This is a genomic window from Methylocystis sp. L43 (assembly GCF_015709525.1).
Lineage (GTDB): Bacteria > Pseudomonadota > Alphaproteobacteria > Rhizobiales > Beijerinckiaceae > Methylocystis.
The window spans coordinates 248,556-271,048 of sequence record NZ_JADNRA010000034.1 but is presented as its reverse complement, the minus strand read 5'-3'; the positions used below and the strand labels follow the sequence as shown (position 1 = coordinate 271,048).

The following is a 22,493-nucleotide window of genomic DNA, read 5'->3' as shown; positions in this document are numbered from 1 at the left end:
CTGTCAAACGGCGCGGGAGGGTCGCCGCGCCGCGAGGTCCGAGACGGTGGGATCGGTGTCGATGTCGCTTGGCGTGAGCAGGCCCAGATGCTCGGCAAGTTTGGCGCGCGCACGATTCAACCGGCTCTTGACCGTGCCAATGGCCACGCCGCAGATCTCCGCCGCTTCATCGTAGGAGAGTTCGGTGATCCCGATCAGCAGCAGAATTTCCTTGTGTTCGGGGGCAAGCTTATCCAGCGCCGCCTGAACGTCCGTAAGGGTGAGCGCCGACTCCTGGCCCCCCTTCACGGGGATCTGCTGGGCCAGGAGATTGTCGCTGTCCTGCACTTCGCGCGAGCGTTTCCGATAGCTGGAAAAATAGGTGTTGCGCAGAATGGTGACGAGCCAGGCGCGCAGATTGGTGTTTGGCTGAAAGGAGTCGGCGTGCGACCAGGCCTTGACCAGAGTGTCCTGAACCAGGTCGTCGGCAAGGCTGTGCGATCCGCAAAGCGAAATGGCGAAGGCGCGCAGATAGGGCATCTGCGCCACCATCTGATCTCCGAAGGTTTCGTCGCTCATTTCTTTTCGCGCTGTTTGGCTTCCAGCTTGGCCAGCAGCACAGTGAATTTGTCTGGAATGGGTTGGTGAATCAGATCGTCGCAATAGGCTCGAAAAACGCGTCCAAGCTGAGCTTGAACCTTCGGGTCCAAAGCGACGCCGTCCAGTTGGGAGCCGTCAGCATCCTGGAAGCCGTCAGCATCAGCCTCCTCCCGACCACCAGTCTTATTGTTCAAGTTCGGTTCCGCGTCGCGGGAGGGGCCATCTTTATCGTGAGGATTTTCGCGTTGGCTCATTCTCGACCCCGAGTTCGCCCCGAGACTGGCCGCCTCTACCCGGGGCGGCCGAGCGACTGCCTCCCTTGATGGAACGCGTAAGAACACTAATTGTTCCGCCATTGCAAGCAAGGAATACTGTGACTTATCAGCGGGCGCTTGAATTGACTTGGGCGCTGGGCGGCATAGGATGAAAGTATGAACCTCTCCCGGGAAATTGCGGTGCATCTGCCTTACCTCCGCCGATTTGCGCGGGCGCTTTGCGGCTCGCAAAAGAGCGGCGACGCTTACGTTGTCGCCACGCTCGAGGCGTTGGTGGTGGATCCGGATGCATTTCCACCGAATATGTCGCCCAAGGTCGGGCTTTACCACCTCTTCATGACGTCGTGGTCGTCGATCCGGCTGAACACCGAAGCAGCGCCCGAGGACGAGATATCCGCAGCACAGCGGAATATCAGCTTGCTGACGCCGCGGTCGCGGCAGGCGTTTTTGCTGCGCACGGTCGAAGGATTTTCGGTCACTGACGCCGCCGCCATATTGGGCGCGACCGAAGAAGAGGTGGAAGCGCTCGTCACCGAGGCCGGCCGGGAAATCGCCGAACGCGTCGCGACGGACGTGCTCATCATCGAGGATGAATCGCTCATTGCCCAGGACATCGAGTTCATCGCGCGCGATCTGGGCCATCGCATCATTGGCGTCGCCCGCACCCATCAGGAGGCCCTGGAGCTTGCGGCGCGCAAGCGGCCGGGGCTCATTCTGGCGGACATTCAACTCGCTGACGGCAGCTCTGGTCTCAACGCCGTCAACGAGATGCTCGAAAGTTTCGACGCGCCAGTGATTTTCATAACGGCGTTTCCCGAACGCCTGCTGACCGGCGAGCGGCCCGAGCCAGCGTTTCTCATCAGCAAGCCCTACAAGGTCGATACGGTCAAGGCGACGATCAGCCAGGCGCTGTTCTTCGAGCGCAAGGCCTCTCGCGCGGCCTAGCCGCTCGCGGCGGATATCCCGGCAGGCCCCGAAGTTACCCGAAAAGCCCTTCAAAGCTGAAGTCTAGCGGTTTCGCCGCGCCATATAAGATACGCGCATCAAGGCTCCGCTGAGCCGCTCAAGAAGAGCTTTCATCGCTTTCTGCGCGCTTGAGCCGAGAGGGCTCTTTGACTGTGAATAGTGAAGCTATAGCAGAAGACGTAGCTGCAGAGGCGCCGAGGGCTGCTCGGGCGCGTTGGCGCGAGTTCTGCGTCCTTGCTCTGCGATTTTGGGCCGGCGAGACCAGCCGACGGGCATGGACTCAGACCGGGTTGGTGGCTCTTTGCATCGCGCTGCAGCTTGGGGCGCAGCTCAGCATCAACGAATGGAACCGCAAGTTTTTCGACGCGCTCGAAAGCAAGAACGTCGAAGCGTTGAGTTGGGCGACGCTGCTGTTGCCCGCCCTCGTCGCGTTCAGCGGCCTCGCCATTAGCGGAACGCTTGTCGCGCGCATGACGTTGCAGATGCGCTGGCGAGAATGGCTCACCGAGAAACTCGCCGGCTGGTGGCTCGAGGACCAACGCTATTACCGTCTCGAGATCGCCGCAGCCGAGCAGACCTCGCCGGAATACCGGATCGCCAAGGACGTGCAACTTGCCGTCGAGCCGCTGGTCGAATTCGCCGTCGGCTTTTTAACGGCGCTGGCGACGGCGTTGGCCTTCGTCGGGGTTCTATGGACCGTTGGCGGCGCCCTGGAGCTTCATCTGTTTGGCGCGCGCCTCGTGTTGCCGGGATATCTCGGCTTCGCCGCGGTGGTTTATGCGACGATCGCCGGCGGCCTCGCCTATTTCGCCGGCCGTCCGCTGGTTCCGGCCGTTGCGCAGAAGAATGAAGCTGAAGCGCAGTTCCTCTCTGAACTCACACGGCTGAAGGAAAACGCGGAAAGCATTGCGCTCATTCGTGGCGACGCCGACGAATTGAGTTCTGTCCTGCAGAACTATCGACGCGTCGTCACCGCCTGGATTCGCCAGATCCATCGCAACGGGGTCATCGCCACCGTGCAGAGCGCCAACGGCGCGCTGGTGCCGCTGATCCCGCTCGTGCTGGTCGCGCCCAAATATCTCACGGGCGCGCTCACGCTCGGCGCGGTCATGCAGCTCACCGCCGCCTTCGTCTCGGTGCAGATCGCCTTCAACTGGTTCATCGACAATTCGGTGCGCGTCGCGGAGTGGATGGCCTCGGCCAACCGGGTCGACGAACTCGCAGAAGCGCTCGAGAGTCTGGATATCGCCGTCATCATGGAGGAGAAGGAGTTTATCGATTTCGGCGTCAGCGACGACGACACGATTCACTTAGAAGATCTCGCGGTCGCGCATCGCAATGGCCGAATCGTGATCGCCGGCGCGAACGTTGTCATTCCCACGGGCGAAAAGCTGCTGGTGGCGGGGCCGAGCGGCACGGGAAAGAGCACGCTTGTTCGCGCCCTCGCCGGATTATGGCCGTGGGGCTCGGGGCGCATCCTCTTGCCGAAAGACGCCCACATCGCCTTTGTGCCGCAGAAGCCGTATATCCCTCTGGGCACGCTTCGTCAGGCCATGCTCTATTCAATTTCCGACAAGGAAATCGCCGACGATATGCTCGAAGGCGCGATGCGGCGATGCGGCCTGGGTTATCTCGTCAAGCATCTCGACGAAGAGCAGCGCTGGGACCAAACGCTTTCCGGCGGCGAGCGGCAGCGAACGGCTTTTGTTCGGCTCTTGCTGCAAAGGCCGCAGATCATCATCATGGATGAGGCGACGTCGGCGCTCGACGAAGAGAGTCAGGTTTCGATGCTGCGCCTGTTCAATGAAGATCTCGCCGACGCGACGGTGATCAGCGTCGGCCATCGCGTTGGCATGGAAGATTTTCACGACAAGAAACTCGTTCTTGAGCGTCGCCCCGCCGGCGCGCATATAACGAGCCGTAAGCTGCAAAAATCCCTGTGGCACTTGTTCGACGACGCCGCGCTTCATTGATTTGTTGGCGCTAGGGCAGGCTCGGAAAAAGTTGACAGGATTTTTCGATGAGAACCTGCTCCAAAATTTTTATGATGAGCGATTCCTTATCGATTCCATGTGATCGGGAAGCGCGCTAGGCGTTCGCCGCGCATGTATCCTCAACTGTGCCCAACGATCCATATATCGGGTTTCCCAAAGGACCTATCGTTTGCTCTGCGTCGATGAGCAAATGCGACATGCATTTGAGCGGCGCAGATTTCTTTGACCCTTTGGGAGGATTAGATATGCAAGTCGCTTACAACGGAGCAACGCCGTCGGTCGCGCCGATGGGCATGGTTGTCGATCAGATGTTTGCGCCGCAGGGCATTATCGGCGGCGCGCTCGGCAGCGCGCTGGGCGGATTAGGCGGCGGCGCGCTTGGCCGCGCATTCGGCAACCAGAATCTCGGTCGGCAGATCGGCAGCGTCGCTGGCGGCGTGCTCGGCGGACTGCTGCCGTTCGAGGCCGGCCCGCAGGCCTACGCCGGGACCTATTATGTTCCGCAGACGGCTACGCCCGGATTTGCGCCTCAGGGGATCGTCGGCGACGCGCTTGGCGCGATCGGCGCGCCGCTTGGCGGCTTCATCGGCGGCCGTTTCGGCAACGCCGGACTTGGCCAGACGATCGGCGGCACGGTGGGCGGTCTCGCCCAGCGCTTCTTGCCGTTCGACGCCGCGCCGCAGCCCTACGCCGGAACTTATTACGTCCCGCAGACGGCTGCGCCGGGATTTGCGCCTCAGGGGATCGTCGGCGACGCGCTCGGCGCGCCGCTCGGCGGCTTCATTGGCGGCCGTTTCGGCAATGCCGGACTCGGCCAGACGATCGGCGGCACGGTGGGCGGTCTCGCTCAGCGCTTCCTGCCGTTCGAGGCGGAGCCGGTTTTCGTTCCGCAGGGCTTCATCGGCGATGCGCTCGGCGCGGTCGGGGGCCGGGTTGGCAACTGGATCGGCGGACGCTTCGGCAACGCCGGCGCTGGCCAGACGGTTGGCAATGTGGTGGGCGGACTGGCCCAGCGCTTCCTGCCGTTCGAAGCTGGCCCACAGGCTGGAACGTATTATGTCCCCCAGACGGCTGCGCCTGTGTTTGCGCCGCAGGGCATCGTCGGCGACGCGCTTGGCGCGATCGGCGCGCCGCTTGGCGGCTTCATCGGCGGCCGTTTCGGCAACGCCGGACTTGGCCAGACGATCGGCGGCACGGTGGGCGGTCTCGCTCAGCGCTTCCTGCCCTTCGACGCCGCGCCGCAGCCCGTCTACTACGTGCCGCAGATGCAGGCGCCGATGTACGGCTGACGTCTGAGCGACGCAATCGACGCGACGCGTGAAGGATGATCTGCTGCCGCTTCCGGGCCGATTTATCGGCCCGGAAGCCCTCAAGAGATCAGGATCGCGAAATCATGAGCGCAACGAACGGCATCGATCAATTTTTGGTGGCGCCCCGCAACGCGGCGAGCACAGGGGATTTGGCCGCTTTCGAACAGGCGATGCAGTCTGTTCCCGGCGCCGCAATTCTTCAGCGCGCCGGCAAGGCAGGTCAACCCAGGCTGGTCGTCGCTTTGCCTGCGGCGAGCGCAAGTCACTTGCGCGAACAATTTGGCGCGACCCTGATCATCGAACCAAACGCTCCGCTGAAACCATTTTAGCGCCGGCGCGCGTCCTTCATGGCGATGCGCAGGCTGGCCCGATTTTATTAGGAGAGTCGACATGGCTGGTCCCGACAATAGCAATCCTGCGCCGAATGGCCACAACCCAGAGCCGCCCACGCCGTCAGCAAACGGCGCCGAAGTGCGGGTCGAGCCGATGGCGATAGCGCCCACCGAGCGCTTCATGATCGCCTCTCGGCGCGTTCCTGGATTTGCGCCTGCTTCCGCCATGGATCTCGCCAATGCGCTCCCCGACGTAAAGATTGTGCGGCGCATTCAGCCGCGCGGGCTCACCGCCTTTTCCGCTGGCGGCTCCTCTTCGCAGTCGCCGGAAATTCTCGTCGCCGAGATGGACCCTGCGCGCGGCGCAGCGCTGCAGGCGTCGGCGCCGCCCAACGTCATCGTGGAGCGTGACGCCTTTCTTCGCGCGTCGGACGACTTCCGTCCTTTCGACTTCAATGGAGCCATGCCGATTGCGGCGGGCGTCGGAGTCGACGTGCAGCTGCGCGTCGTCGGCGCTGGCGGCAAGCCGCTGCCCAAGGCCACCGTCTATGTCTATGGCCAGGGCTTTCCGGGCCAAGGCGTCACGAATGAGCGCGGGGAAGTCGTCGTGACCGTGTTCGGTGGTCCGATCGAGACCATCCAGGCGATTTACGTCAAACCTGCCGCCGATCATTGGGATCGTATGCTCCGCGCGCCAGCGCTTCAGGCCGGCGCCGTGAACACGGTGCAATTGCGTCCGCTGACCGAACGCTTCAACGGTTTTCCCCAAAACGGCATGGTCGGCTGGGGCCAGCGCCTCATGAAGCTCGACCGGCTCGATCCTTCCTTCACCGGCGCCGGCGTCAAGATCGGCATCATCGATTCAGGTTGCGACAGCGCACACCCGCAACTGCGCCACGTGACGCGCGGCGCCGATCTCACCAATGGCGGCGACAAGACGAGTTGGTCGAACGATCAAATCGGCCATGGAACGCATTGCGCCGGAATCATCACCGCCGCCTCCGATGGGGTCGCCGGCATTCGCGGCTTTGCGCCGAAGGCGGAAGTTCACGCGCTGAAAGTGTTTCCTGGCGGACGGTTCAGCGATCTCATCGACGCGCTCGACGAATGCATCGAACGACAGCTCGACGTCGTCAATATGAGCCTTGGCAGCGGCGATCCTTCCGAACTCGTCGCCCAGAAAATTTCCGAAGCGCGCCAAAGCGGCGTCGCCTGCATCGTCGCCGCCGGAAACTCCAGCGGACCCGTACAGTTTCCCGGCATGCTGCCGACGGTGCTGACGGTCGCCGCGATGGGCAAACTCGACGAGTTTCCTTCTGACAGCTACCATGCTCAGACCGTCGTTCCGCAACTTGTCGCGGGGACGATGTTCTCGCCGAAATTCACCTGCTTTGGGCCGCAGATCACTGTCGCGGCGCCTGGCGTTGCAATTGTCTCCACCGTGCCTGGCGGCGGATATGCGGCCTGGGACGGCACCTCGATGGCGACGCCTCACGTCACCGGCATGGCGGCGCTGCTTCTCGCGCACCATCCGCTCCTCGCTGGGGCGCGGACGGCGCGCAACGAGCAACGCGTCGCGCAGCTCTTCTCATTGTTGGCGTCGTCCGGCGTCCGCTATTTCGGCGACTCCACGCGCGAAGGCGTCGGCGCGCCGGATTTTGAGCGCACGCCCGGTCTCGCCGCAGCTCAGCCTTTGGGCGCGGCTGCGCCGGCGAACGCGGGACTGGCGCCCGCGGGAGCGATGATCGACGGATTTGGTCCGCTGAGCGCGCCAGCGCCTTGGGCCATCGATCCTGCGATGGCGCAAAGGGTCAATCCAGCGATCATCCAGCGCATGATGCAGTTGCGGGCCGCGGGACTTATTTAGTCGCAAGCACGAGCGGTCCCCGATTGATCGGCGAATGGAGCGCTTCTCCGTCATGTGCGGGGGAGCGCTTTCGCATCGAGTGCGCCGCTTCGCCACGGCCGCGCACTTGCAGCTTCTGCAGAACATTGTGCACGTGATTCTTCACCGTGCCGAGTTCGATGCGTAACCGACGGGCGATCTCCTTATTCGTCAGCCCGCGCTCGATCAGCTGGAGTATTTCCTGCTCACGCGCGGTAAGCGCGTCCTTTGCGTCCGCGCCGGACGAGAGCGACTCCTTGCCGATAGGCCGACGCTCCTCGACGGGATGAATCGCGGGCGTCGCTGTCAATCGCTCAAGCAGTTCGACAACGTCTTCAATCGACCCTTCGCGAGGAATGACGCCGACGATCGATGGACAAGCGGCCGCCAATGCTGGGCTAGCCGATGCCGGCGCGCCGATGGCGACGATTTGCAAATCGGGATGCTGTGTGGCGAGACCTTGCGCGACCGCAAGGCCTTCCAACTCGCCGACGTCGAGCAAAGCAATATCGGGCTCCAGATCAGCCGCTACCGCCAGCGCGGCGTCACACTCGACGACGCCGACAACGGACATCCCCTGATGCTGCCCAAGACGCAAGCCAAGCGCCTCGCTGAACAGGCGCATGTCGCTGACGATCAAGATGCGCGCGTTGCGCGGCGGATTTGCCGATGTAGGAACAAACGCGCTCTGCGCTGACAGACCGGGGTCCAGGGCGGAATCGTCTCGGAAGGCCGCAAACCGAGGCATGGAACTACTCCTGAGCGCTATGTCTGAGTGGGCGCCTCATACATTGGCGCGTTTTGAAAGGCGCAACGCTCTTGCGTCATCGCCTGCAGTTTTTCGGTTTCAGCGTCATGGCCGTTGTTAAACCGCATCGACATTGAGCCATCATGACGCCTCCAGAAGGCGTATGGGGCGACAGTCAACATGGGGTTTCATAAGCGCGCTTTCGCGAGCTTTGTCCTCCTGCAAATGAATGGTTTGGAGGGAAAGTCTCGACGGCTGTTTCCGTATGCTTGCTTTCAAGACGCCAAGGCGCAGTTTGCGATGACGATATAGATCAGGCCTCGCTATTTTTTCTTGCGATGGAGAATGACATGCTCCTGTTCGTCGCCGTCGTTGCGGGCGACGATTGCGATCGCTGCTTCGCTGTCGCTCAAGTTCACCGGCTGATGCGGCACGTCAGGCGGAATGAAGATAAAATCGCCGGCGACGTTCACGACGCTCTTTTCAAGATTTTCGCCATAGCGCGTCTCGACGCGGCCTTGCATGAGATAAATTGCGGACTCATGCCCCCTGTGAGTATGAGCCTCCGCCTTGCCGCCGGGAGGAATGACGACTTTTAGCAACGACAATCCCTTTGCGCCGGCGGTCTTTGTAGAAATTCCAGGGAAGATCGGAAGCGCTTGTTTGGAGTGTGACGCTTCGCCGACGCGCACCGTCACGATATCCTTTCCGTCCTTATTGCCTATGATCGACGTCTCGGACGCCGCCGGCGCGACAAGGGCTGCGAAGATTAAGGAAAGAAGCAATGTGTTGCGCATGGCGTTCACTCCGAAGGTTTGCGAGGCAAGACTATAGCGCAGGCGGCGGGCGCATCGACAAGCGGCGGGTTGGGCGATGACTGACGTTTCTCTGATGATCCATGGCGGCGCCGGCGCGATTCGCGATCCGCATCGTTACGAGGCGTCCTTGCGCGCGATCGTTGAATCGGGCGCCAGTCTTCTTGCAGGGGGATCGTCGGCGGTAGACGCAGTCGTTCACTGCGTCGCGCTGCTCGAAGACGATCCGCTTTACAACGCCGGTCGGGGTTCCGTGCTCAACGCCGAAGGCGCCACACTATGCGACGCGTCGATCATGGATGGGCGCACTCTCAAGGCAGGCGCCGTCGCCGCGGTTCGCGGCGTCAGAAATCCGGTGCGCCTTGCATATGAGGTCATGGGGAAGAGCGGCCATGTGCTTCTCGTTGGACACGGCGCCGAGCGCTTCGCGCGAGAGCATCAGTTAACGTTCGAAAGCGAAGACTATTTCCGAACGGAGGAACGCGTCGCGCAACTCGCCAAGGCGAAGCGAAAGCACGAGACCGCGCTCGATCATTCCGATGCAACCAATGCGAAGCTTGGCACGGTTGGCGCCGTCGCGCGCGATCGCAACGGCGATCTTGCGGCGGCGACCTCGACAGGCGGCCTGGTGAATCAGCGTTTCGGCCGCGTCGGCGACTCGCCGCTCATCGGCGCGGGCACTTTCGCCGATAACCTCAGTTGCGCGGTGTCCTGCACTGGCGTCGGCGAGGATTTCATTCGCACGGCGCTGGCGCGCACCGCCGCTTGCTTCGTCGAATTTCGCTCGATGCAGGCTGAAGAAGCCGCTCACGCGGCGATACGCTATCTGGTCGACAGAGTGGACGGCCGCGGCGGCCTCATTCTCGTCGATCGCGAGGGGAGGTGCGGACGGGCGCACGCGACTCCCGGAATGCTGACGGCGACGTTCGCTGCAGGCGGCGTACGGGTCGAGACAACATAGGCGCGGTCGTCTTAGACCACCTCCGTGCGCGGCGCACGCCGTCGACGCACGGCGAGCCGTTGTGCCAGCGGGTATCTCCGATCGAGCGCAAGTTGCGTCAACGGCGCAACGAAACTAGGGGCGTCGATTTCGTCAGCGATCTCGAAGCGGCACATCAGACCCTGCGTTCCGCCCGCATCGAAGATGTCGACGACGACGAGCCGCGGCGCGCTTCGCCCGATTGCGCCGCGTGCGCGCAGAAATGCGAGGAGCGCCGGCCGGGGACGAGCGGAGAGGGGCAGGGCGTCGCGCAGATTGTGGACAAGACTTTCCCGATTGACGCGATCAAAATCCATTTGCCGCTCCATCAATAAGCAAAAAAGCTATGTAATCGCAGGCGCTTACGTAGTCTCCAAAAGAGACGCGGCTTTAAACGATCCGTCAAGCTGAGCGGCGGCCGTTTTCTGTGCATAGAACAGCGTCGCCGGGTCATCGGCGCGCCGTATCGACATCTCGCGTGTTAACAGCGACCTTTCAGCGGTAATTCGCGATGAGATCCTGAGCCAGGAGATCGTTGCCGCGCTCGTTGTAATGCACGTCCGTCCATATGAATAAATCTTTGAGGAAGTTCAGGTGGGCGTTCTTATAGGCAAAGAACACAGGGAAATGGTCAAAGAACTTTTGGCACTTGCCCGCGCACCAGTCGCGCCAGATTTGCGCCTGCCGTGAATTTTCCTGATCGTATAGCAGCTGCTGCGGCCAAGGGTAGACTCCGACGGAGAGCGGAATTCCGCGCGCGCTCAGAAGCGTGTGCAGACGATCCATGTTCTCGATCGCCTTGGCGACGCCGCCTTCGATCCCCATTGCGCCGTAGCACTTCGCTTTTGGGTCATATGTCCAGCTGCCGCGATCTCTATCGGGTCCGTAGATCATGCCGGCCTTGACCAGTTCTGCGCCGCTCAGTCTTCGCACATCCTTGATGGCGCGCCGCATGATGCGGTCTTTTTCGAGATACTCCAGTATGTATGAAGGCCGCGCCCACCAGGATGGCTCAATAACGAGAGTCGCCTCCGGCGAAGGACACTCTTTTTCGAAGTTGGTCCATTCGAGTTTCCCGTCCGGTCCATACCGATAGTAGATCGCCTCATCCTGAACGTCGGATATGTCGACGTAAACGATCACTTCGTCGAACTGCAATCCCGCGTCGAGCAGGGACTTGATTTTCATGAAATAGACTGAAGGAGCGTAGGAGCTTACGCCCGCGTTGAGGACGTCGATGTCGGGAAACGCCGCCGCAAACCGGCCGACGAACGTCTGCTCATAGGGAAGCGCAACGCCTTCGGTGAAGGAGTCCCCGATAAAGAGGACGCGCCGCCGATCGGATTTCAAAGGCGCCGCTCGATTGAGGGCATCCTTGAACCCGAGGTCATTCGTCCGAATGTGGTAGCGATTCCCGCCCCACTGATCTTCGCCGTCGAAATTGGCCGCCAATGAATGGCTGTAGACCGGAACATGCACTCTGATGGCGCTCTTGACGAAGGGCGGGCCAAGCAGTGGATTCTGATCTGCAGATTTGAGGTGCAAGCCGAGTTCGACGAGGACAAACAGCGCGAGAAACACGGCGCCGTTAACGCCCGCAATCTTCGCGCCGTGCTTCAGCCATTGAAGGATATCCGATCTGCTCATGAAAAACGTCAGACGCGGTCAGTCCAGTTCGAACATTTCTTTATAATCGTGCTTGAGCGATGCGTCCTGATCGTCTTTGCGCAAATAACAATCGCCGATCACCAGCGTATCCATCTCCGTGCCCATGAAGCAGCCGAAGGCGTCCTCTGGGGTGCAGACAATGGGTTCGCCGCGCACGTTGAAGCTCGTATTGACGAGCACGGGACAGGCGGTCATTCGCTTGAACGCCGAAAGCAGCGCGTGATAGCGCGGATTTGTCTCTTGATGCACGGTCTGAATCCGCGCGGAATAGTCGACGTGTGTCACAGCCGGGATGGCGCTGCGCGGAACATTGAGCTTGTCGATGCCAAACAGCGCCTGCTGCTCCGCCGTCATGGTGTGACGATGCTTTTCGGCGACATCGGCGACGAGCAGCATGTAAGGGGAGTCGCCTTCGAGCTCGAACCAGTCGGCGACATCCTCACGCAACACCGACGGCGCGAAGGGCCGAAACGACTCGCGATATTTGATTTTGAGATTGAGCGTTTTCTGCATCGTGTCGGAACGCGGATCGCCTAGGATCGACCGTCCGCCAAGCGCGCGCGGCCCAAATTCCATTCGGCCTTGAAACCAACCGACCGCTTTCTCGTCGGCGAGGTCCCGCGCCGCCGCTTCTATAAGTTCGCCTTCCGCCATCGGCACGAATTTGGCGCCAACGGCGTGCAGCCGGCGCTCGATCTCGGCTTGCGGGAACGAAGGACCGAGATAGGAGCCGCGCATGGCGTCGCCGCCGCCGTTGAGGCTTCGAGGATTTTTTTTGTAGCCATAGTAGGCGGCGAGCGCCGCGCCGAGCGCGCCGCCGGCGTCGCCGGCCGCCGGCTGAATCCAGATCTGGTCAAAGCTGCCGTCGCGCAGCAGCTTTCCATTCGCGACGCAATTCAGCGCCACGCCGCCGGCGAGACAAAGATTGCGTGCGCCGGTCTCTTTGGCGAGCGCGCGGGTGAGCCTGAGGACGATCTCCTCGGTGACCGCCTGTATCGAGGCGGCGATGTCCATGTGCCGCTGCGTCAGCAGTTCCTCCGGCTTGCGCGCCGGGCCGCCGAAAAGTTCGTCGAACTTGGCGTTGGTCATCCGCAAGCCGGTGCAATAGTCGAAATACGACTGATCGAGCCGAAAGGTGCCGTCCGGCTTGAGGTCGATCAAATTGTCCAGGATCAAATCGGCGTATTTCGGCGCGCCATAGGGGGCAAGGCCCATCAGCTTGTATTCGCCGGAGTTCACCTTGAACCCGGTGTAATATGTGAACGCCGAATACAGCAGGCCGAGCGAATGCGGGAAGCGCAATTCGCGCTGCATGGTCAGTTGATTGTCGCTGCCGAAAGCGACCGACGTCGTCGCCCACTCGCCGACCCCGTCCATCGTCAGAACGATCGCCTCCTTGAACGGGGAGGGGTAGAAGGCGCTGGCGGCGTGACTGAAGTGGTGCTCGGCGAACAGCAGCCGTTTCGACCAGTCGACATCCGCCGAATAGGCCTTCATCTCTTTCAACAGCAGCGACTTTTGAAAGAGCTTTTCGCGCAGCCAGAGCGGCAGCGACATTTTGAACGACTGAAATCCGCGCGGCGCAAAGGCGATATAGGTTTCCAGCAGCCGCTCGAATTTGACGAACGGCTTATCGTAGAAGGCGACGAAATCTATGTCCTGAGGCGCGGCGCCGACGGCCTCAAGACAATAGTCGATCGCGTGACGCGGAAAGCGCGAGTCGTGCTTTTTGCGCGAGAATCGCTCTTCCTGAGCGGCGGCGATGATTTCGCCATCCTCCACCACGGCGGCTGCGCTGTCGTGGTAGAAGGCGGAGATGCCAAGTATCCGCATCGCGTTTTAAAAGAGCGTGTAGATGAACGGAGCGACCGCGGTCCCTTGCAGAACGATCAGCGCGCCGATCAGCAGCATGATGACCAGAACCGGCGCCATCCAGTATTTTTTACTGGATCTCAGATAATCCCAGAGTTCGAGCAAAAAACTCATTTTCTCCGTCTCCTCAGAATTGCTTGCTCATGTCGCTCGCCCCCTCGGGCGTATTGCGCATGGTCCAGTAGGAAGTCGCGTTCTTGTCGAACGAAAGTTTGAGCGGATCGGCGCGCCGCAGTCGGAAAATCACCGCGATCGGGAGGATCACTCCAAAGAACAGCACGCCCATGATGATGGGATTGGTGATTTTGTGCAGCGCCAAGCCCAGCTGGTGCCACAGCCGGTTCAGCGGCCGCAGTTTGGCGGGCGCGAGGAACGCGGCTGCGGCGAAGCCAAGCGCTGCGGCGAGCCCCCAGAGATGAGGCGCCTCGCCGCGCCACATTGGCAACATGCTGATGACCGTGATCGCCGCGGCGATCACCAGTCCAAACGATCGATCGGAGCCCATTGCGGCCGAACGGTCTCGCGAAAAGTCCTCATGCGACATTCAGACGAGACCCCCCAGGTCGCCTCACGATCTCCGCGGCTCGCGAACAGCAAACCGTCGCGATGCTTCAACAAATTCCGCATCGCCTCACTTGAAGGCGCAAATTAAGGGATATCGCCGGGCGTATCAAGCTGCCGGTCCGCGGCGGCGGGCCTGGGGAGCGTCACTCCCATCGCGTGTTTCTTGTTGCAACGCCGGCGCGGGTGTTCGCGCACTTATTCGTAATTCTCGATGAGTCGGCGCGCCAGGACTTCGTTGCCGCGCTCGTTGAAGTGAAAGTCTCCCCAGAAATACAGCGATTTGAGGAAATCAGCGTTCTGCGCCTTGTATTGAAAAAAGTCGGGGAAGTGATCGAAAAATCTCCTGCACTTGCCCGCGCACCAATCGCGCCAGAGCTGCGCTTGTTGCGAATTTTCGCGATCGTAGAGAAGCTGTTGCGGCCAGGGATAGACGCCAACCGAAAGCGCGATGCCGCGCGACGATAAAAGTTCGTGCAGGCGATCCATCTGCTTTTTGGCTTTGTCAATCGACGCTTTGATTCCCAGAGCGCCATAGCAGCTGGAATCGTCGCTATACGTCCAACTTGGGCGCGCGTAGTCCCGACTATATACACGGCGCGATTTCGCGAAATCCTCGAAGCTCGCCTGTTCCATCGCTCTCGCCAACTGCGCCGAATAACGCATCTGACCAAGGAACTCCCCGACATAGGAGACTTTTTCCCACCATCGCTTCTCCGGGCGCGGCAGCGGCGGACGCGGCACCGGTGAACATTCCTCAGAGCCGGTCTGAAACAAGCCCATCCGCAATACGCCATTCTGATCATACGAATAGAGAATGGCTTCGTCCTGTATGTCGGAGATGTCGATATAGACGATGGCCTCGTCGAAGGTGAGCCCAGAGTCGAGAAAATATTTGAGCTTCTCGTAATAGACGGACGGCGCATAACTCGAGACGCCGGCGTTCAAAACGTCGATCGCGGGAAACGCCTGAGCGAAGAGGCCGACGAAAGACTGTTCGTAAGGTACGCCAAGGCTTTCGGTGAAGGAATCGCCGATAAAGACGACGCGCTTGCGGTCCGCCGTCATCGGCACGCTGCGTACGGCTGCGTCTCTAAACCCCAGTGAATTGGTGAAAATCGGAAATTTATTGGAGCCCCAGGCGTCGAAGCCGTGAAAATTCGGCTTGAGACCATGGGTGTAATGCGGATTGCTTACCCTCAACTCGTTTCTCGCAGGCGCCAGAAACGGATTGCCGCCCCTGTAGACGAGATGAAGAACAATCTCCGCAATGACGACGAGACTGAGGAGCAGGCCAAAGTTGATGAAAAGAATGCGAAACAGCTTGTATGTTGAGTTTTTGCGCGACCACGACATCGACATTGGCCAAAATCAGGCTTCCCCGGGATTGTGAGCGCCACTCTTGTCATAGATCGACTGAAATGAGCAAGCTTCCTTTGCAAAAAATCATTTTGCGGCGTCGAATGCTGACGGCCTCTGCGGTGCGCTAAGAAGCCGCAGTGAAACGCGTCTCGGAGCTGCTCATGACCTCGCGTCCCAGTCGTTCGCTTGCTGAAATCCTGCCGGGCTCTGCGTCGTTGCGGACTCTCTTTGCGGCCCTCGCCGTCGCATGGGGCGGCTCCACAGTCCATGCGCGCGATATGTCGCGCGCCGCCGCCGTGAGCGGCACGTCCGCGGCGCTGGACGGCCTTCGCGACAATGGCGCTGCTCTACGCAGCTTCCTTGTCGAAATGCCGAAAGGCGGCGATTTGCACAATCACCTTGCGGGCGCCGTCTATGCGGAGAGCGCATTGGCTTGGGCGCGCGCGGAGGGTTGGTGTTTCGACGTCGCGAGCAAGGCGGCGCTGCCGCCGCCGTGCGACGCCGCATCCAAGCCGCCTCTCGCCGAGGCGTTGCGCTCCACCCAAGCCTACCGAGACGCGATCAACGCTTGGTCGATGCGCGACGTCGCCAACTCGCGCGTAAGCGGCCATGATCAGTTCTTCAACAGCTTCTTTCGGTTCTCGGACGTGACGGGGAACAATGTCGGCGGCGCCCTCGCCGAGGTCGTCGAGCGCGCCGCCTCGCAGAACGTCTTGTATCTCGAATTGATGATCGGCCCGCTGATGGGCGAGGCGCGCGATCTTGGCGAGCGGATCGGCTGGAAGGACGATCCCGACGCAATGCTTGCGGCGCTCGACGGCAAAGGACTCGGCGACCTCGTCAAGCGCGCGGCGGAGAGCGTCGTCGCCGTCGTCGCCGACAAGGACCGGCGGCTCGCCTGCAGCGACTCCGCCCATCGTCGGCCCGGATGCAACGTCGCGGTACGGTTTCTCGCCCAAGTCTATCGCAATGTCGACCGCGCGAAATTGTTTGCGCAGACGGCGCTTGCGGCGCGTCTCGCCTCGCTCGACGGGCCGGTTGTCGGATTGAACCTCGTCGCGGCGGAGGACGATGAAATCACGCTCGGAAATTATAGCGAACAGATGCGGATCGTCGGCGACGTCGGGCGCCGACACCCGAAGGCGCGAATCAGTCTCCATGCCGGGGAGCTGACAATGGGGCTCGTTCCTCCCAAGGACCTGACCTTCCATATTCGCGAGGCGGTCGAGGTCGCCGGCGCAAGGCGCATCGGGCATGGCGTCGACATCGGCTTCGAGCGCGACGCCAAAAGTCTGATGGCGCGAATGGCGCGCGATGGAATAATGGTGGAGATCAATCTCACATCCAATGCGCAAATTCTCGGCGTCGAAGGCGCGGACCATCCATTCCCGCTCTATCGCAACGCGGGCGTGCCGACGGCGTTATCGACCGACGACGAGGGCGTATCGCGAATCGATCTCACGCACGAATATCAGCGCGCCGCACGCGTCTACCAACTTTCCTACCGCGACTTGAAACAGCTCTCTCGAAATAGCCTGACATACGCTTTTCTTCCCGGCGAGAGCCTGTGGCGCGATCCTGCGGCCGCGCGCCCCATTTCGGTTTGCATCAACGCGCAGTTTGGCGGACCTTCGCCTTCCGCCGAGTGTCGTCGTTTCTTGGCCGGTTCCGAAAAAGCCAGACTTCAATGGGAACTCGAGACGCGCTTCGCGCGCTTCGAGTCGACATGGAGCGGGCGCGAGGCAAAGCCAGCGAACAGCGTAGCGCTCGCTTCCCCGCCCTGGTCGTCGGCCAAACGTGAGCGTTCCTCGCGCGGCGTTCGCTAAAGAATGCTGCGGCCCTGAATGACGCGCAGAACAATCACGATGATGGCGATGACAAGCAGAATGTGGATAAAGCCGCCGAGCGTATATGAGGAGACCAGCCCGAGCAGCCACATGATGACGAGGATGACCGCGATCGTTTCAAGCATTGTTCAGCCTTCCATTTGGCTAGCAAGGGGGGTCACAACTTTTTGCCAAGCGACTTTGCGTCGGTCTCGACCTTTTTCCAGGCGCCCTTGAGCTTGTTCCAGAAGGATTCTTGCGGCGCCTTCTTGCAATCGTCGATGATTATAGGAATGACCTTCTCCGTGCCTTCGATATCGACGTCCGTTGCGAGCGGCTTGCCTTTCTTGCTCTGCGCAGAGGACCAATAGATCACCTTTGGCTGAAATTGGTCGTCGACCGCCAGGAAATCCTCGCACGTCCATTTGGACGTCGGCTTCTTCGCTTCGGCGAGCGCATTCGTCGCAAAAAAGGACAACACAGCGGCTGCGATGAAATAAGTCCGCTTCATCGATTGCTCCTAATTAGGCCCGCGCTTCTGCCGCAGCGCCGCAGAGAGACTATTGTGGAATTGCGCCCGTATCCAGTCGTGCTGTAGCCGGGAACTTCTCCAGACGAGGTTATTCCACCGCTAAAATGACGTCCGCAGCGTCGAAGGTCGCCAGGGCGGCGTCCCCTTCCTTCAGTCCCATGTCTTCAACGAGGTGGCGCGGCGTGACCGCGGTCATCGTCTTTCCGAAACCGACGTCGAGCAGGATTTCGCTGTTGCGTTCGGCGTCAATCCGCTGCGTGACGACGCCGCGGAAGCAATTGCGCTGCAGCGGCGCCGCATCGCCGGCGGGCGCCAGATTGACGAAGGACGCCTTGATCAGCGCCAGCGCCTTGCGCCCTCGAGAAAGGCCCAGTCGCTCGGTTGATTCATTGGTGACGATCGCCAGGATCGTATCCTTTTCCGACACGCGCAACGTCACTTCGACGTCGACCGGCCACTTCTTGACCTGAGTCACTTCGGCGCGAAAAACATTGCGCGCGGAAATTGTCATGCCCGTGGTCCACAGCAGAAAATCCTCGGCGCCCGCGAGACCCTCTTCGGCGATCGTCTCGGAGATGCGCGCAAGTTTCTCTTCGAGGCGGTGGAAGGTGGCGATCAGCCGACGCCCTTCCTCCGTCACCTCGGCGCCGCCGCCGCTGCGACCTCCAGCCTTGGTGATGAAGGCGGGCGTCGGCAAAAGATTGTTGATCGCGTTCACCGCGTCCCATGCGGCCTTGTAGCTGAAGCCGACCGCCTTGGCGGCCTTCGTAATGCTGCCGTGAAGGGCGACGGCCTCGAGAAGCTTCACGCGGTCGCGCCCAACGAGGAGTCGGCCCTCGCTCCGCAGGGCCAGTGAAGCATCGATCTTGCCTTCGGCCATGTCCTGCGTCCCGCCTCATCGCCCGGATACAGGGCAAGACGGCCGGAGGCAACCGCGGCTAAGATGAATGTTCGGTTAGTGGAACGTTACTCGCGTGCGCGACGGTCTCCGTCCCCCCGCGGGCGACTCTGCGATCGCCTTGACCACCGCCTCGGCAATGGCGCGGCCGCGTTCGTCCGTTCCGGTCCAGTTCGAGGCGCGTCCGCGAGGGTCGATTTCCACGAGCTTGACGCCCCGCGCCGCATGGACCCCGTCGCGCGCGATCCCGCGCAGGAAGCCGTCCATCGGCGCCTGGATGGGAAGGCCGTCGAGTCGGCCGAGCAGATAATCCTTGAAAACCCGCACGCCGATGTCGAGCGGCGTCCGCCAGACGCCGTCGCGCGCCGCATAGATAAAACGCTCCTTGCCGACGCCGCCGAGCACGCGAGCGACGCCGTCTGAAGGCAGCGTCGCGCCGTTTTCGAGCAATTCGCCCGTATGCGCCGGATGAGTCTCGATCGCCACGTCGCAGTTCCAGCCCGCCGTGAAGTTTGGACCCAGCCCGATCACCAGACCTGCTATCCCGCGCAGATCCGGCGTGACGCGGTGCTTTTGCATGCGCGCGTCGATGAGAACGTCGGGCGCGCGCAGGGGGATGAGATCCGTCAAGGGCAGAGGCGAAACGGCGACGTGTCCCGGCCGGGACAAGACGTCGACCACATCCAGCGTCGTTTGCGTCAGATCGGCGACTACGCCGTCGACTTCGGCGCGATCTCCATAAAGCGCGTCGTGAAAGGCCATCCCTCGTCGGATGACCGGCGGGTAAGCATCATGGCTGAGAACCACGCGGCGCCGCTCCCATGTCAATCGCGCCGCGACCGCGGAGGCGATCTCATTCGTGCCGAGGATGATGACGAAATGCTCACTGCAGTCGGAGAGGAATTCTTTTGCTGAAAAGCCTGGCATGGGGCGCCCTCCGGCGCCTTTTCAGCAAATGACGCGCCAAGTCGCAGGCCTTTGCGTTTCAGGGAATTCGGCGCCGGCCAGGCGACGGGAGACTCCGCGTTTCGCGCATTTTGTATTGAAGTCAACAAAAACGAACAAACAGCAAACGACGCTGAAATGATTCCGTTCATCATGTTGAAATATCTAACCATTTTTGATTAATAGCGCTATGTCATCTGAAAACATATCAATATCGATATGTCCATACAGTTTTGCACATGTACTGATCATGCGCTGCTTAAAGTTCTAACATTGACTTTTGTACCGCTCGTTTGTAGTCAAGCACTATGTAAGCTAACTACATAACGGTTATCGATCACATGATCCGCGCTGTCGCCGTCGCTGCATTCGCAAGCTTTTTCAGCCTTCTATGTGCTCCGCCGTCCGGCGCGTCGGCCAATGAGACGATCACCGTCGTCACCAGCTTTCCGGAAGAACTGACGACCCGCTATGAGCGGGAGTTCGAGCGCGGCCATCCGCAAATCCACGTTCAGTTCGTCTGGAAACAGTCCCGCGACGCGCTTGTCGAACTCGCCAAGCCCGGACAAGGGGGCGCGGATGTCTATTGGGCGCCGGCGCCGGCGAATTTCGCGCTGCTTCGCGACCGTGGCGCGTTTCGCAAGATAACGGTCGACCGCGCCGCGCTTCCCGGCCGGCTCGGCCAGCAGCCATTGTCCGATCCCGCCGGCCTCTACGAAGCCTATGACGTCGCCGGCTATGGGGTTGTCGCGAATCCAAGCGCGCTGGCCGCAACTGGCCTTTCCGCGCCGCGACGCTGGCGCGACCTCGCGTCGCCCGAATATGCGCGCCAGCTCGCCATGCCGATCGCCTCAAAGGTCGGCTTTTCGCCTGCGCTCTATGACATCATTCTGCAGAGCGAAGGTTGGGACGCAGGTTGGCGTCTTCTTGGCGAGATGGCCGGCGAGGCGACGCTGCTCGATTCCGGATTCGCGCCGACGGCCTCTGTGCGCGAAGGCAAAGCGGCGCTCGCGCTGACGATTGATTTCATCGCCGAGATCGCTAAAGCCAATGGCGCGTCGGTCGAGATGATCTATCCCGATCGCACGGCGTTTCTGCCCGCCCATGTCGCGATGACCGCCGGCTCCGAGCATGTCGCCGCCGCGCAGGCCTTCATCGACTTCCTGCTGTCGACGGACGGCCAGCGGTTGATGATGGAGCGCGACAGCCGCCGGCATCCGGCGCGACCCGACGCCTATCAGAGCGCGCCGCAGGGCTTTGCGAACCCCTTTGCGCTGCCCGCGTCGACGCTTCTCGACTACGATTCGGAGATCGGCCGCCGCCGGCCCCCGCTGATCACGCTGCTCTTCGATCTCGCGATCGTCGAAGACCATGCCGAGAGCGCCGAACTGTGGCGCAAGATCCACGACGCCGAGAAAAAGTTCGGCTCCGACGCAAAGGCCGTGGCGGCGCTGGGCGAAGCGAAGAGATTCGCCGGCTTCATTCCGGTTTCCGAAAGCGACGCGCGCGCAACCGCCTTTCTTGAGCGCTTCCCACGTCGCGACGCCATCGATCCGCAGCAAATCGCAGAATGGCGCGAGGAGATCGCCGCGGCGCGGCGACAGGCGCGCGAGCTCGTCAAAGGCCTGGAGCCCGCGCCATGAAACGCTTCGGCGTCCTTCTGTGCGCCGCGATGCTCGCGGGCGCCGCACGTTACGAGACGAGCGGCCCTGACACCGAAGCCTTCATCCAGCCGATTGAAGGATTGGACGGCGAACATGCCGCGAGCTTTCGCAAGGGGAGCGGCATTTTCCGCCAGGCCTGGGTCATCGGACCGTCGCAGGACCATCCAGACTTTGTCGGTCTTGGTCCGCTCTATAATCGACTTTCCTGCATCGCCTGCCACGTCAAGAATGGTCGGGGCGCCGCGCCAGACAGCGAAAATGGCGTAGCGCGCACGATGGCGGCGAGGCTGAGCGTCGAGGGAAAGGACGCGCATGGCGGACCGCGCGTTCATCCTGATTACGGCGCTCAGCTCAATCCCGAAGGCGTGCCCGGCGTCGCTGGCGAAGGCCAGGCGGTCGTCGACTACGCCGAATTCGATGTGGCGCTCTCCGATGGCAAGACAGTAAGGCTTCGTCGACCGACGCTCTCCTTTCGCAATCTCGCTTACGGTCCGCTCGGGCCCGAGACGAAGACGTCGCTGCGCAATGCGCCGCCGGTCTTTGGCCTGGGTTTGCTGGAGTCGGTGGCCGACGCCGAAATTCTCGCCGGTGCGGGCAGACCGAATTTCGTCTTCAGCGTTGAGACCGGCCAGAGAACGCTCGGCCGCTTCGGGCTCAAAGCCAATCAGCCAAATCTCAAGCAGCAGATCGCCAACGCCTTCGTCGAAGACATCGGGGTCACCTCATCGCTGTTTCCTGTCGAGAGCTGCGCGCCGACTCGCAGCGAACGCCGTCGCGGCGCTTCGACGCCGGAATTGACCGACGCCCAGCTCGACGCGGTCGTCAATTACATCCGCGCGCTTGCCCCTCCAGCGCGCCGCAATCTCGACGACCCGCGCGTCAAGGACGGCGAAGTTCTGTTCCATGAGATCGGCTGTTCGAACTGCCATCGCGATGCGCTGCATGTTGCGGATTTCTCGCTGCAGCCTGCGCTCACCGGCGTCGAAATTCATCCCTACACCGACCTTCTGCTGCACGACATGGGCGAGGGGCTCGCCGACGGCCGCGAAGACTTCGAAGCCGGTCCAAGGGACTGGCGCACGCCGCCGCTGTGGGGACTGGGCCTCGCCGGCAAAGGCGGAGACGGCGCCGATTTTCTGCACGACGGCAGGGCGCGCACGCTCGTCGAGGCGATCCTCTGGCACGGCGGCGAAGCGCAATCCTCCGCCGACGCCTTCCGCAATCTTCCCGAACGCCAGCGCGACGCGCTGCTCGCTTTCCTCAACTCTCTTTGACGTTCACG

The 22,493-nt window shown here is 61.6% G+C and carries 23 protein-coding genes; 9 read left to right on the top strand and 14 right to left on the bottom strand.

Annotated elements, in window-relative coordinates; genetic code table 11:
• Positions 1-3 precede the first annotated feature (3 nt).
• Together IYX23_RS16055 and IYX23_RS16050 are read right to left on the bottom strand one after the other, a co-directional pair.
• Entirely contained in the window at positions 4-558 is a 555-nt protein-coding gene (locus IYX23_RS16055; protein ID WP_196393513.1) for a sigma-70 family RNA polymerase sigma factor, read from the bottom strand.
• Positions 555-833 carry a NepR family anti-sigma factor gene (locus IYX23_RS16050; RefSeq protein ID WP_246716871.1) on the bottom strand — a complete coding sequence of 93 codons (279 nt, stop codon included), beginning with the start codon at positions 831-833 and terminating at the stop codon, positions 555-557. Before IYX23_RS16050 ends, IYX23_RS16055 begins: the two co-directional genes overlap by 4 nt.
• Positions 834-1,010: 177 nt before the next feature.
• Here IYX23_RS16050 and IYX23_RS16045 point away from each other — a divergent pair, with 177 nt between their 5' ends.
• The 5 genes from IYX23_RS16045 (at position 1,011) to IYX23_RS16025 (ending at position 7,323) form a co-directional block, all read left to right on the top strand.
• Positions 1,011-1,799 carry a response regulator gene (locus IYX23_RS16045; protein ID WP_196393514.1) on the top strand — a complete coding sequence of 263 codons (789 nt, stop codon included), beginning with the start codon at positions 1,011-1,013 and terminating at the stop codon, positions 1,797-1,799.
• A gap of 173 nt (positions 1,800-1,972) precedes the next feature.
• Positions 1,973-3,793: an ABC transporter ATP-binding protein/permease gene (locus tag IYX23_RS16040; RefSeq protein WP_348643674.1), complete on the top strand. Its 1,821-nt coding sequence runs from the start codon at positions 1,973-1,975 to the stop codon at positions 3,791-3,793.
• A 266-nt stretch (positions 3,794-4,059) separates the two neighbouring features.
• Complete coding sequence (locus IYX23_RS16035; RefSeq protein ID WP_196393516.1) at positions 4,060-5,103, top strand: hypothetical protein; 1,044 nt, start codon at positions 4,060-4,062, stop codon at positions 5,101-5,103.
• Between the two features lie 104 nt (positions 5,104-5,207).
• On the top strand, positions 5,208-5,453 hold the full coding sequence (locus IYX23_RS16030; protein WP_026222687.1) for a hypothetical protein: 246 nt from the start codon (positions 5,208-5,210) through the stop codon (positions 5,451-5,453).
• 61 nt (positions 5,454-5,514) lie between these two features.
• Positions 5,515-7,323: a S8 family serine peptidase gene (locus tag IYX23_RS16025; protein WP_246716867.1), complete on the top strand. Its 1,809-nt coding sequence runs from the start codon at positions 5,515-5,517 to the stop codon at positions 7,321-7,323.
• Here IYX23_RS16025 and IYX23_RS16020 read toward each other — a convergent pair.
• Positions 7,316-8,089: a response regulator transcription factor gene (locus IYX23_RS16020; protein WP_196393518.1), complete on the bottom strand. Its 774-nt coding sequence runs from the start codon at positions 8,087-8,089 to the stop codon at positions 7,316-7,318. The two genes, IYX23_RS16025 and IYX23_RS16020, sit on opposite strands and share 8 nt — an antisense overlap.
• Before the next feature lie 323 nt (positions 8,090-8,412).
• Positions 8,413-8,886 carry a cupin domain-containing protein gene (locus IYX23_RS16015; protein ID WP_210330652.1) on the bottom strand — a complete coding sequence of 158 codons (474 nt, stop codon included), beginning with the start codon at positions 8,884-8,886 and terminating at the stop codon, positions 8,413-8,415.
• Between the two features lie 76 nt (positions 8,887-8,962).
• On the opposite strand from IYX23_RS16015, the gene IYX23_RS16010 reads away from it, so the two are divergent.
• A complete protein-coding gene (locus tag IYX23_RS16010; protein ID WP_196393520.1) occupies positions 8,963-9,865 on the top strand; it encodes an isoaspartyl peptidase/L-asparaginase family protein in 903 nt (300 codons plus the stop codon).
• Positions 9,866-9,876: 11 nt separating this feature from the next.
• On the opposite strand, the gene IYX23_RS16005 is transcribed toward IYX23_RS16010, so the two are convergent.
• The 6 genes from IYX23_RS16005 to IYX23_RS15980 all read right to left on the bottom strand — a co-directional run bounded on the left by IYX23_RS16005 (position 9,877) and on the right by IYX23_RS15980 (position 15,340).
• A complete protein-coding gene (locus tag IYX23_RS16005) occupies positions 9,877-10,200 on the bottom strand; it encodes a hypothetical protein (protein ID WP_196393521.1) in 324 nt (107 codons plus the stop codon).
• A gap of 178 nt (positions 10,201-10,378) precedes the next feature.
• On the bottom strand, positions 10,379-11,530 hold the full coding sequence (locus tag IYX23_RS16000; RefSeq protein WP_196393522.1) for an SGNH/GDSL hydrolase family protein: 1,152 nt from the start codon (positions 11,528-11,530) through the stop codon (positions 10,379-10,381).
• Positions 11,531-11,548: 18 nt separating this feature from the next.
• Complete coding sequence (locus IYX23_RS15995) at positions 11,549-13,384, bottom strand: carbamoyltransferase (protein ID WP_196393523.1); 1,836 nt, start codon at positions 13,382-13,384, stop codon at positions 11,549-11,551.
• A gap of 6 nt (positions 13,385-13,390) precedes the next feature.
• Positions 13,391-13,537, bottom strand: coding sequence for a DUF5989 family protein (locus IYX23_RS15990; RefSeq protein WP_196393524.1), 147 nt, complete (start codon positions 13,535-13,537; stop codon positions 13,391-13,393).
• Between the two features lie 13 nt (positions 13,538-13,550).
• Positions 13,551-13,967, bottom strand: a complete 417-nt coding sequence (locus IYX23_RS15985) for an SxtJ family membrane protein (protein WP_196393525.1) — start codon at positions 13,965-13,967, stop codon at positions 13,551-13,553.
• Positions 13,968-14,182: 215 nt separating this feature from the next.
• The gene (locus tag IYX23_RS15980) at positions 14,183-15,340 is read right to left on the bottom strand and encodes an SGNH/GDSL hydrolase family protein (protein WP_246716865.1); all 1,158 of its coding nucleotides are present in this window, start codon (positions 15,338-15,340) and stop codon (positions 14,183-14,185) included.
• Positions 15,341-15,507: 167 nt separating this feature from the next.
• Between IYX23_RS15980 and IYX23_RS15975 the strand changes: the two genes are divergently transcribed.
• Complete coding sequence (locus IYX23_RS15975; RefSeq protein ID WP_210330653.1) at positions 15,508-17,172, top strand: adenosine deaminase; 1,665 nt, start codon at positions 15,508-15,510, stop codon at positions 17,170-17,172.
• Here the strand turns inward: IYX23_RS15975 and IYX23_RS15970 are convergent.
• The 4 genes from IYX23_RS15970 to IYX23_RS15955 all read right to left on the bottom strand — a co-directional run bounded on the left by IYX23_RS15970 (position 17,169) and on the right by IYX23_RS15955 (position 19,529).
• Entirely contained in the window at positions 17,169-17,318 is a 150-nt protein-coding gene (locus tag IYX23_RS15970; protein ID WP_109024397.1) for a lmo0937 family membrane protein, read from the bottom strand. The two genes, IYX23_RS15975 and IYX23_RS15970, sit on opposite strands and share 4 nt — an antisense overlap.
• Positions 17,319-17,350: 32 nt before the next feature.
• Positions 17,351-17,683: an acid-activated periplasmic chaperone HdeA gene (hdeA, locus tag IYX23_RS15965; RefSeq protein WP_196393528.1), complete on the bottom strand. Its 333-nt coding sequence runs from the start codon at positions 17,681-17,683 to the stop codon at positions 17,351-17,353.
• A gap of 109 nt (positions 17,684-17,792) precedes the next feature.
• On the bottom strand, positions 17,793-18,584 hold the full coding sequence (locus IYX23_RS15960) for a TOBE domain-containing protein (RefSeq protein WP_196393529.1): 792 nt from the start codon (positions 18,582-18,584) through the stop codon (positions 17,793-17,795).
• Between the two features lie 75 nt (positions 18,585-18,659).
• Complete coding sequence (locus IYX23_RS15955) at positions 18,660-19,529, bottom strand: xanthine dehydrogenase (RefSeq protein ID WP_196393530.1); 870 nt, start codon at positions 19,527-19,529, stop codon at positions 18,660-18,662.
• Positions 19,530-19,888: 359 nt separating this feature from the next.
• Here IYX23_RS15955 and IYX23_RS15950 point away from each other — a divergent pair, with 359 nt between their 5' ends.
• Entirely contained in the window at positions 19,889-21,190 is a 1,302-nt protein-coding gene (locus IYX23_RS15950) for an extracellular solute-binding protein (protein ID WP_196393531.1), read from the top strand.
• A complete protein-coding gene (locus tag IYX23_RS15945) occupies positions 21,187-22,485 on the top strand; it encodes a di-heme oxidoredictase family protein (protein ID WP_196393532.1) in 1,299 nt (432 codons plus the stop codon). Before IYX23_RS15950 ends, IYX23_RS15945 begins: the two co-directional genes overlap by 4 nt.
• Positions 22,486-22,493 lie beyond the last annotated feature (8 nt).

Bases quoted from the DNA above. Each gene is read 5' to 3' on its own strand.
- IYX23_RS16055 (WP_196393513.1), bottom strand. From the start codon at position 558: ATGAGCGACGAAACCTTCGGAGATCAGATGGTGGCGCAGATGCCCTAT.
- IYX23_RS16050 (WP_246716871.1), bottom strand. From the start codon at position 833: ATGAGCCAACGCGAAAATCCTCACGATAAAGATGGCCCCTCCCGCGAC.
- IYX23_RS16045 (WP_196393514.1), top strand. From the start codon at position 1,011: ATGAACCTCTCCCGGGAAATTGCGGTGCATCTGCCTTACCTCCGCCGA.
- IYX23_RS16035 (WP_196393516.1), top strand. From the start codon at position 4,060: ATGCAAGTCGCTTACAACGGAGCAACGCCGTCGGTCGCGCCGATGGGC.
- IYX23_RS16030 (WP_026222687.1), top strand. From the start codon at position 5,208: ATGAGCGCAACGAACGGCATCGATCAATTTTTGGTGGCGCCCCGCAAC.
- IYX23_RS16025 (WP_246716867.1), top strand. From the start codon at position 5,515: ATGGCTGGTCCCGACAATAGCAATCCTGCGCCGAATGGCCACAACCCA.
- IYX23_RS16020 (WP_196393518.1), bottom strand. From the start codon at position 8,089: ATGCCTCGGTTTGCGGCCTTCCGAGACGATTCCGCCCTGGACCCCGGT.
- IYX23_RS16015 (WP_210330652.1), bottom strand. From the start codon at position 8,886: ATGCGCAACACATTGCTTCTTTCCTTAATCTTCGCAGCCCTTGTCGCG.
- IYX23_RS16010 (WP_196393520.1), top strand. From the start codon at position 8,963: ATGACTGACGTTTCTCTGATGATCCATGGCGGCGCCGGCGCGATTCGC.
- IYX23_RS16005 (WP_196393521.1), bottom strand. From the start codon at position 10,200: ATGGATTTTGATCGCGTCAATCGGGAAAGTCTTGTCCACAATCTGCGC.
- IYX23_RS16000 (WP_196393522.1), bottom strand. From the start codon at position 11,530: ATGAGCAGATCGGATATCCTTCAATGGCTGAAGCACGGCGCGAAGATT.
- IYX23_RS15995 (WP_196393523.1), bottom strand. From the start codon at position 13,384: ATGCGGATACTTGGCATCTCCGCCTTCTACCACGACAGCGCAGCCGCC.
- IYX23_RS15990 (WP_196393524.1), bottom strand. From the start codon at position 13,537: ATGAGTTTTTTGCTCGAACTCTGGGATTATCTGAGATCCAGTAAAAAA.
- IYX23_RS15985 (WP_196393525.1), bottom strand. From the start codon at position 13,967: ATGTCGCATGAGGACTTTTCGCGAGACCGTTCGGCCGCAATGGGCTCC.
- IYX23_RS15980 (WP_246716865.1), bottom strand. From the start codon at position 15,340: ATGTCGTGGTCGCGCAAAAACTCAACATACAAGCTGTTTCGCATTCTT.
- IYX23_RS15975 (WP_210330653.1), top strand. From the start codon at position 15,508: ATGACCTCGCGTCCCAGTCGTTCGCTTGCTGAAATCCTGCCGGGCTCT.
- IYX23_RS15970 (WP_109024397.1), bottom strand. From the start codon at position 17,318: ATGCTTGAAACGATCGCGGTCATCCTCGTCATCATGTGGCTGCTCGGG.
- hdeA (WP_196393528.1), bottom strand. From the start codon at position 17,683: ATGAAGCGGACTTATTTCATCGCAGCCGCTGTGTTGTCCTTTTTTGCG.
- IYX23_RS15960 (WP_196393529.1), bottom strand. From the start codon at position 18,584: ATGGCCGAAGGCAAGATCGATGCTTCACTGGCCCTGCGGAGCGAGGGC.
- IYX23_RS15955 (WP_196393530.1), bottom strand. From the start codon at position 19,529: ATGCCAGGCTTTTCAGCAAAAGAATTCCTCTCCGACTGCAGTGAGCAT.
- IYX23_RS15950 (WP_196393531.1), top strand. From the start codon at position 19,889: ATGATCCGCGCTGTCGCCGTCGCTGCATTCGCAAGCTTTTTCAGCCTT.
- IYX23_RS15945 (WP_196393532.1), top strand. From the start codon at position 21,187: ATGAAACGCTTCGGCGTCCTTCTGTGCGCCGCGATGCTCGCGGGCGCC.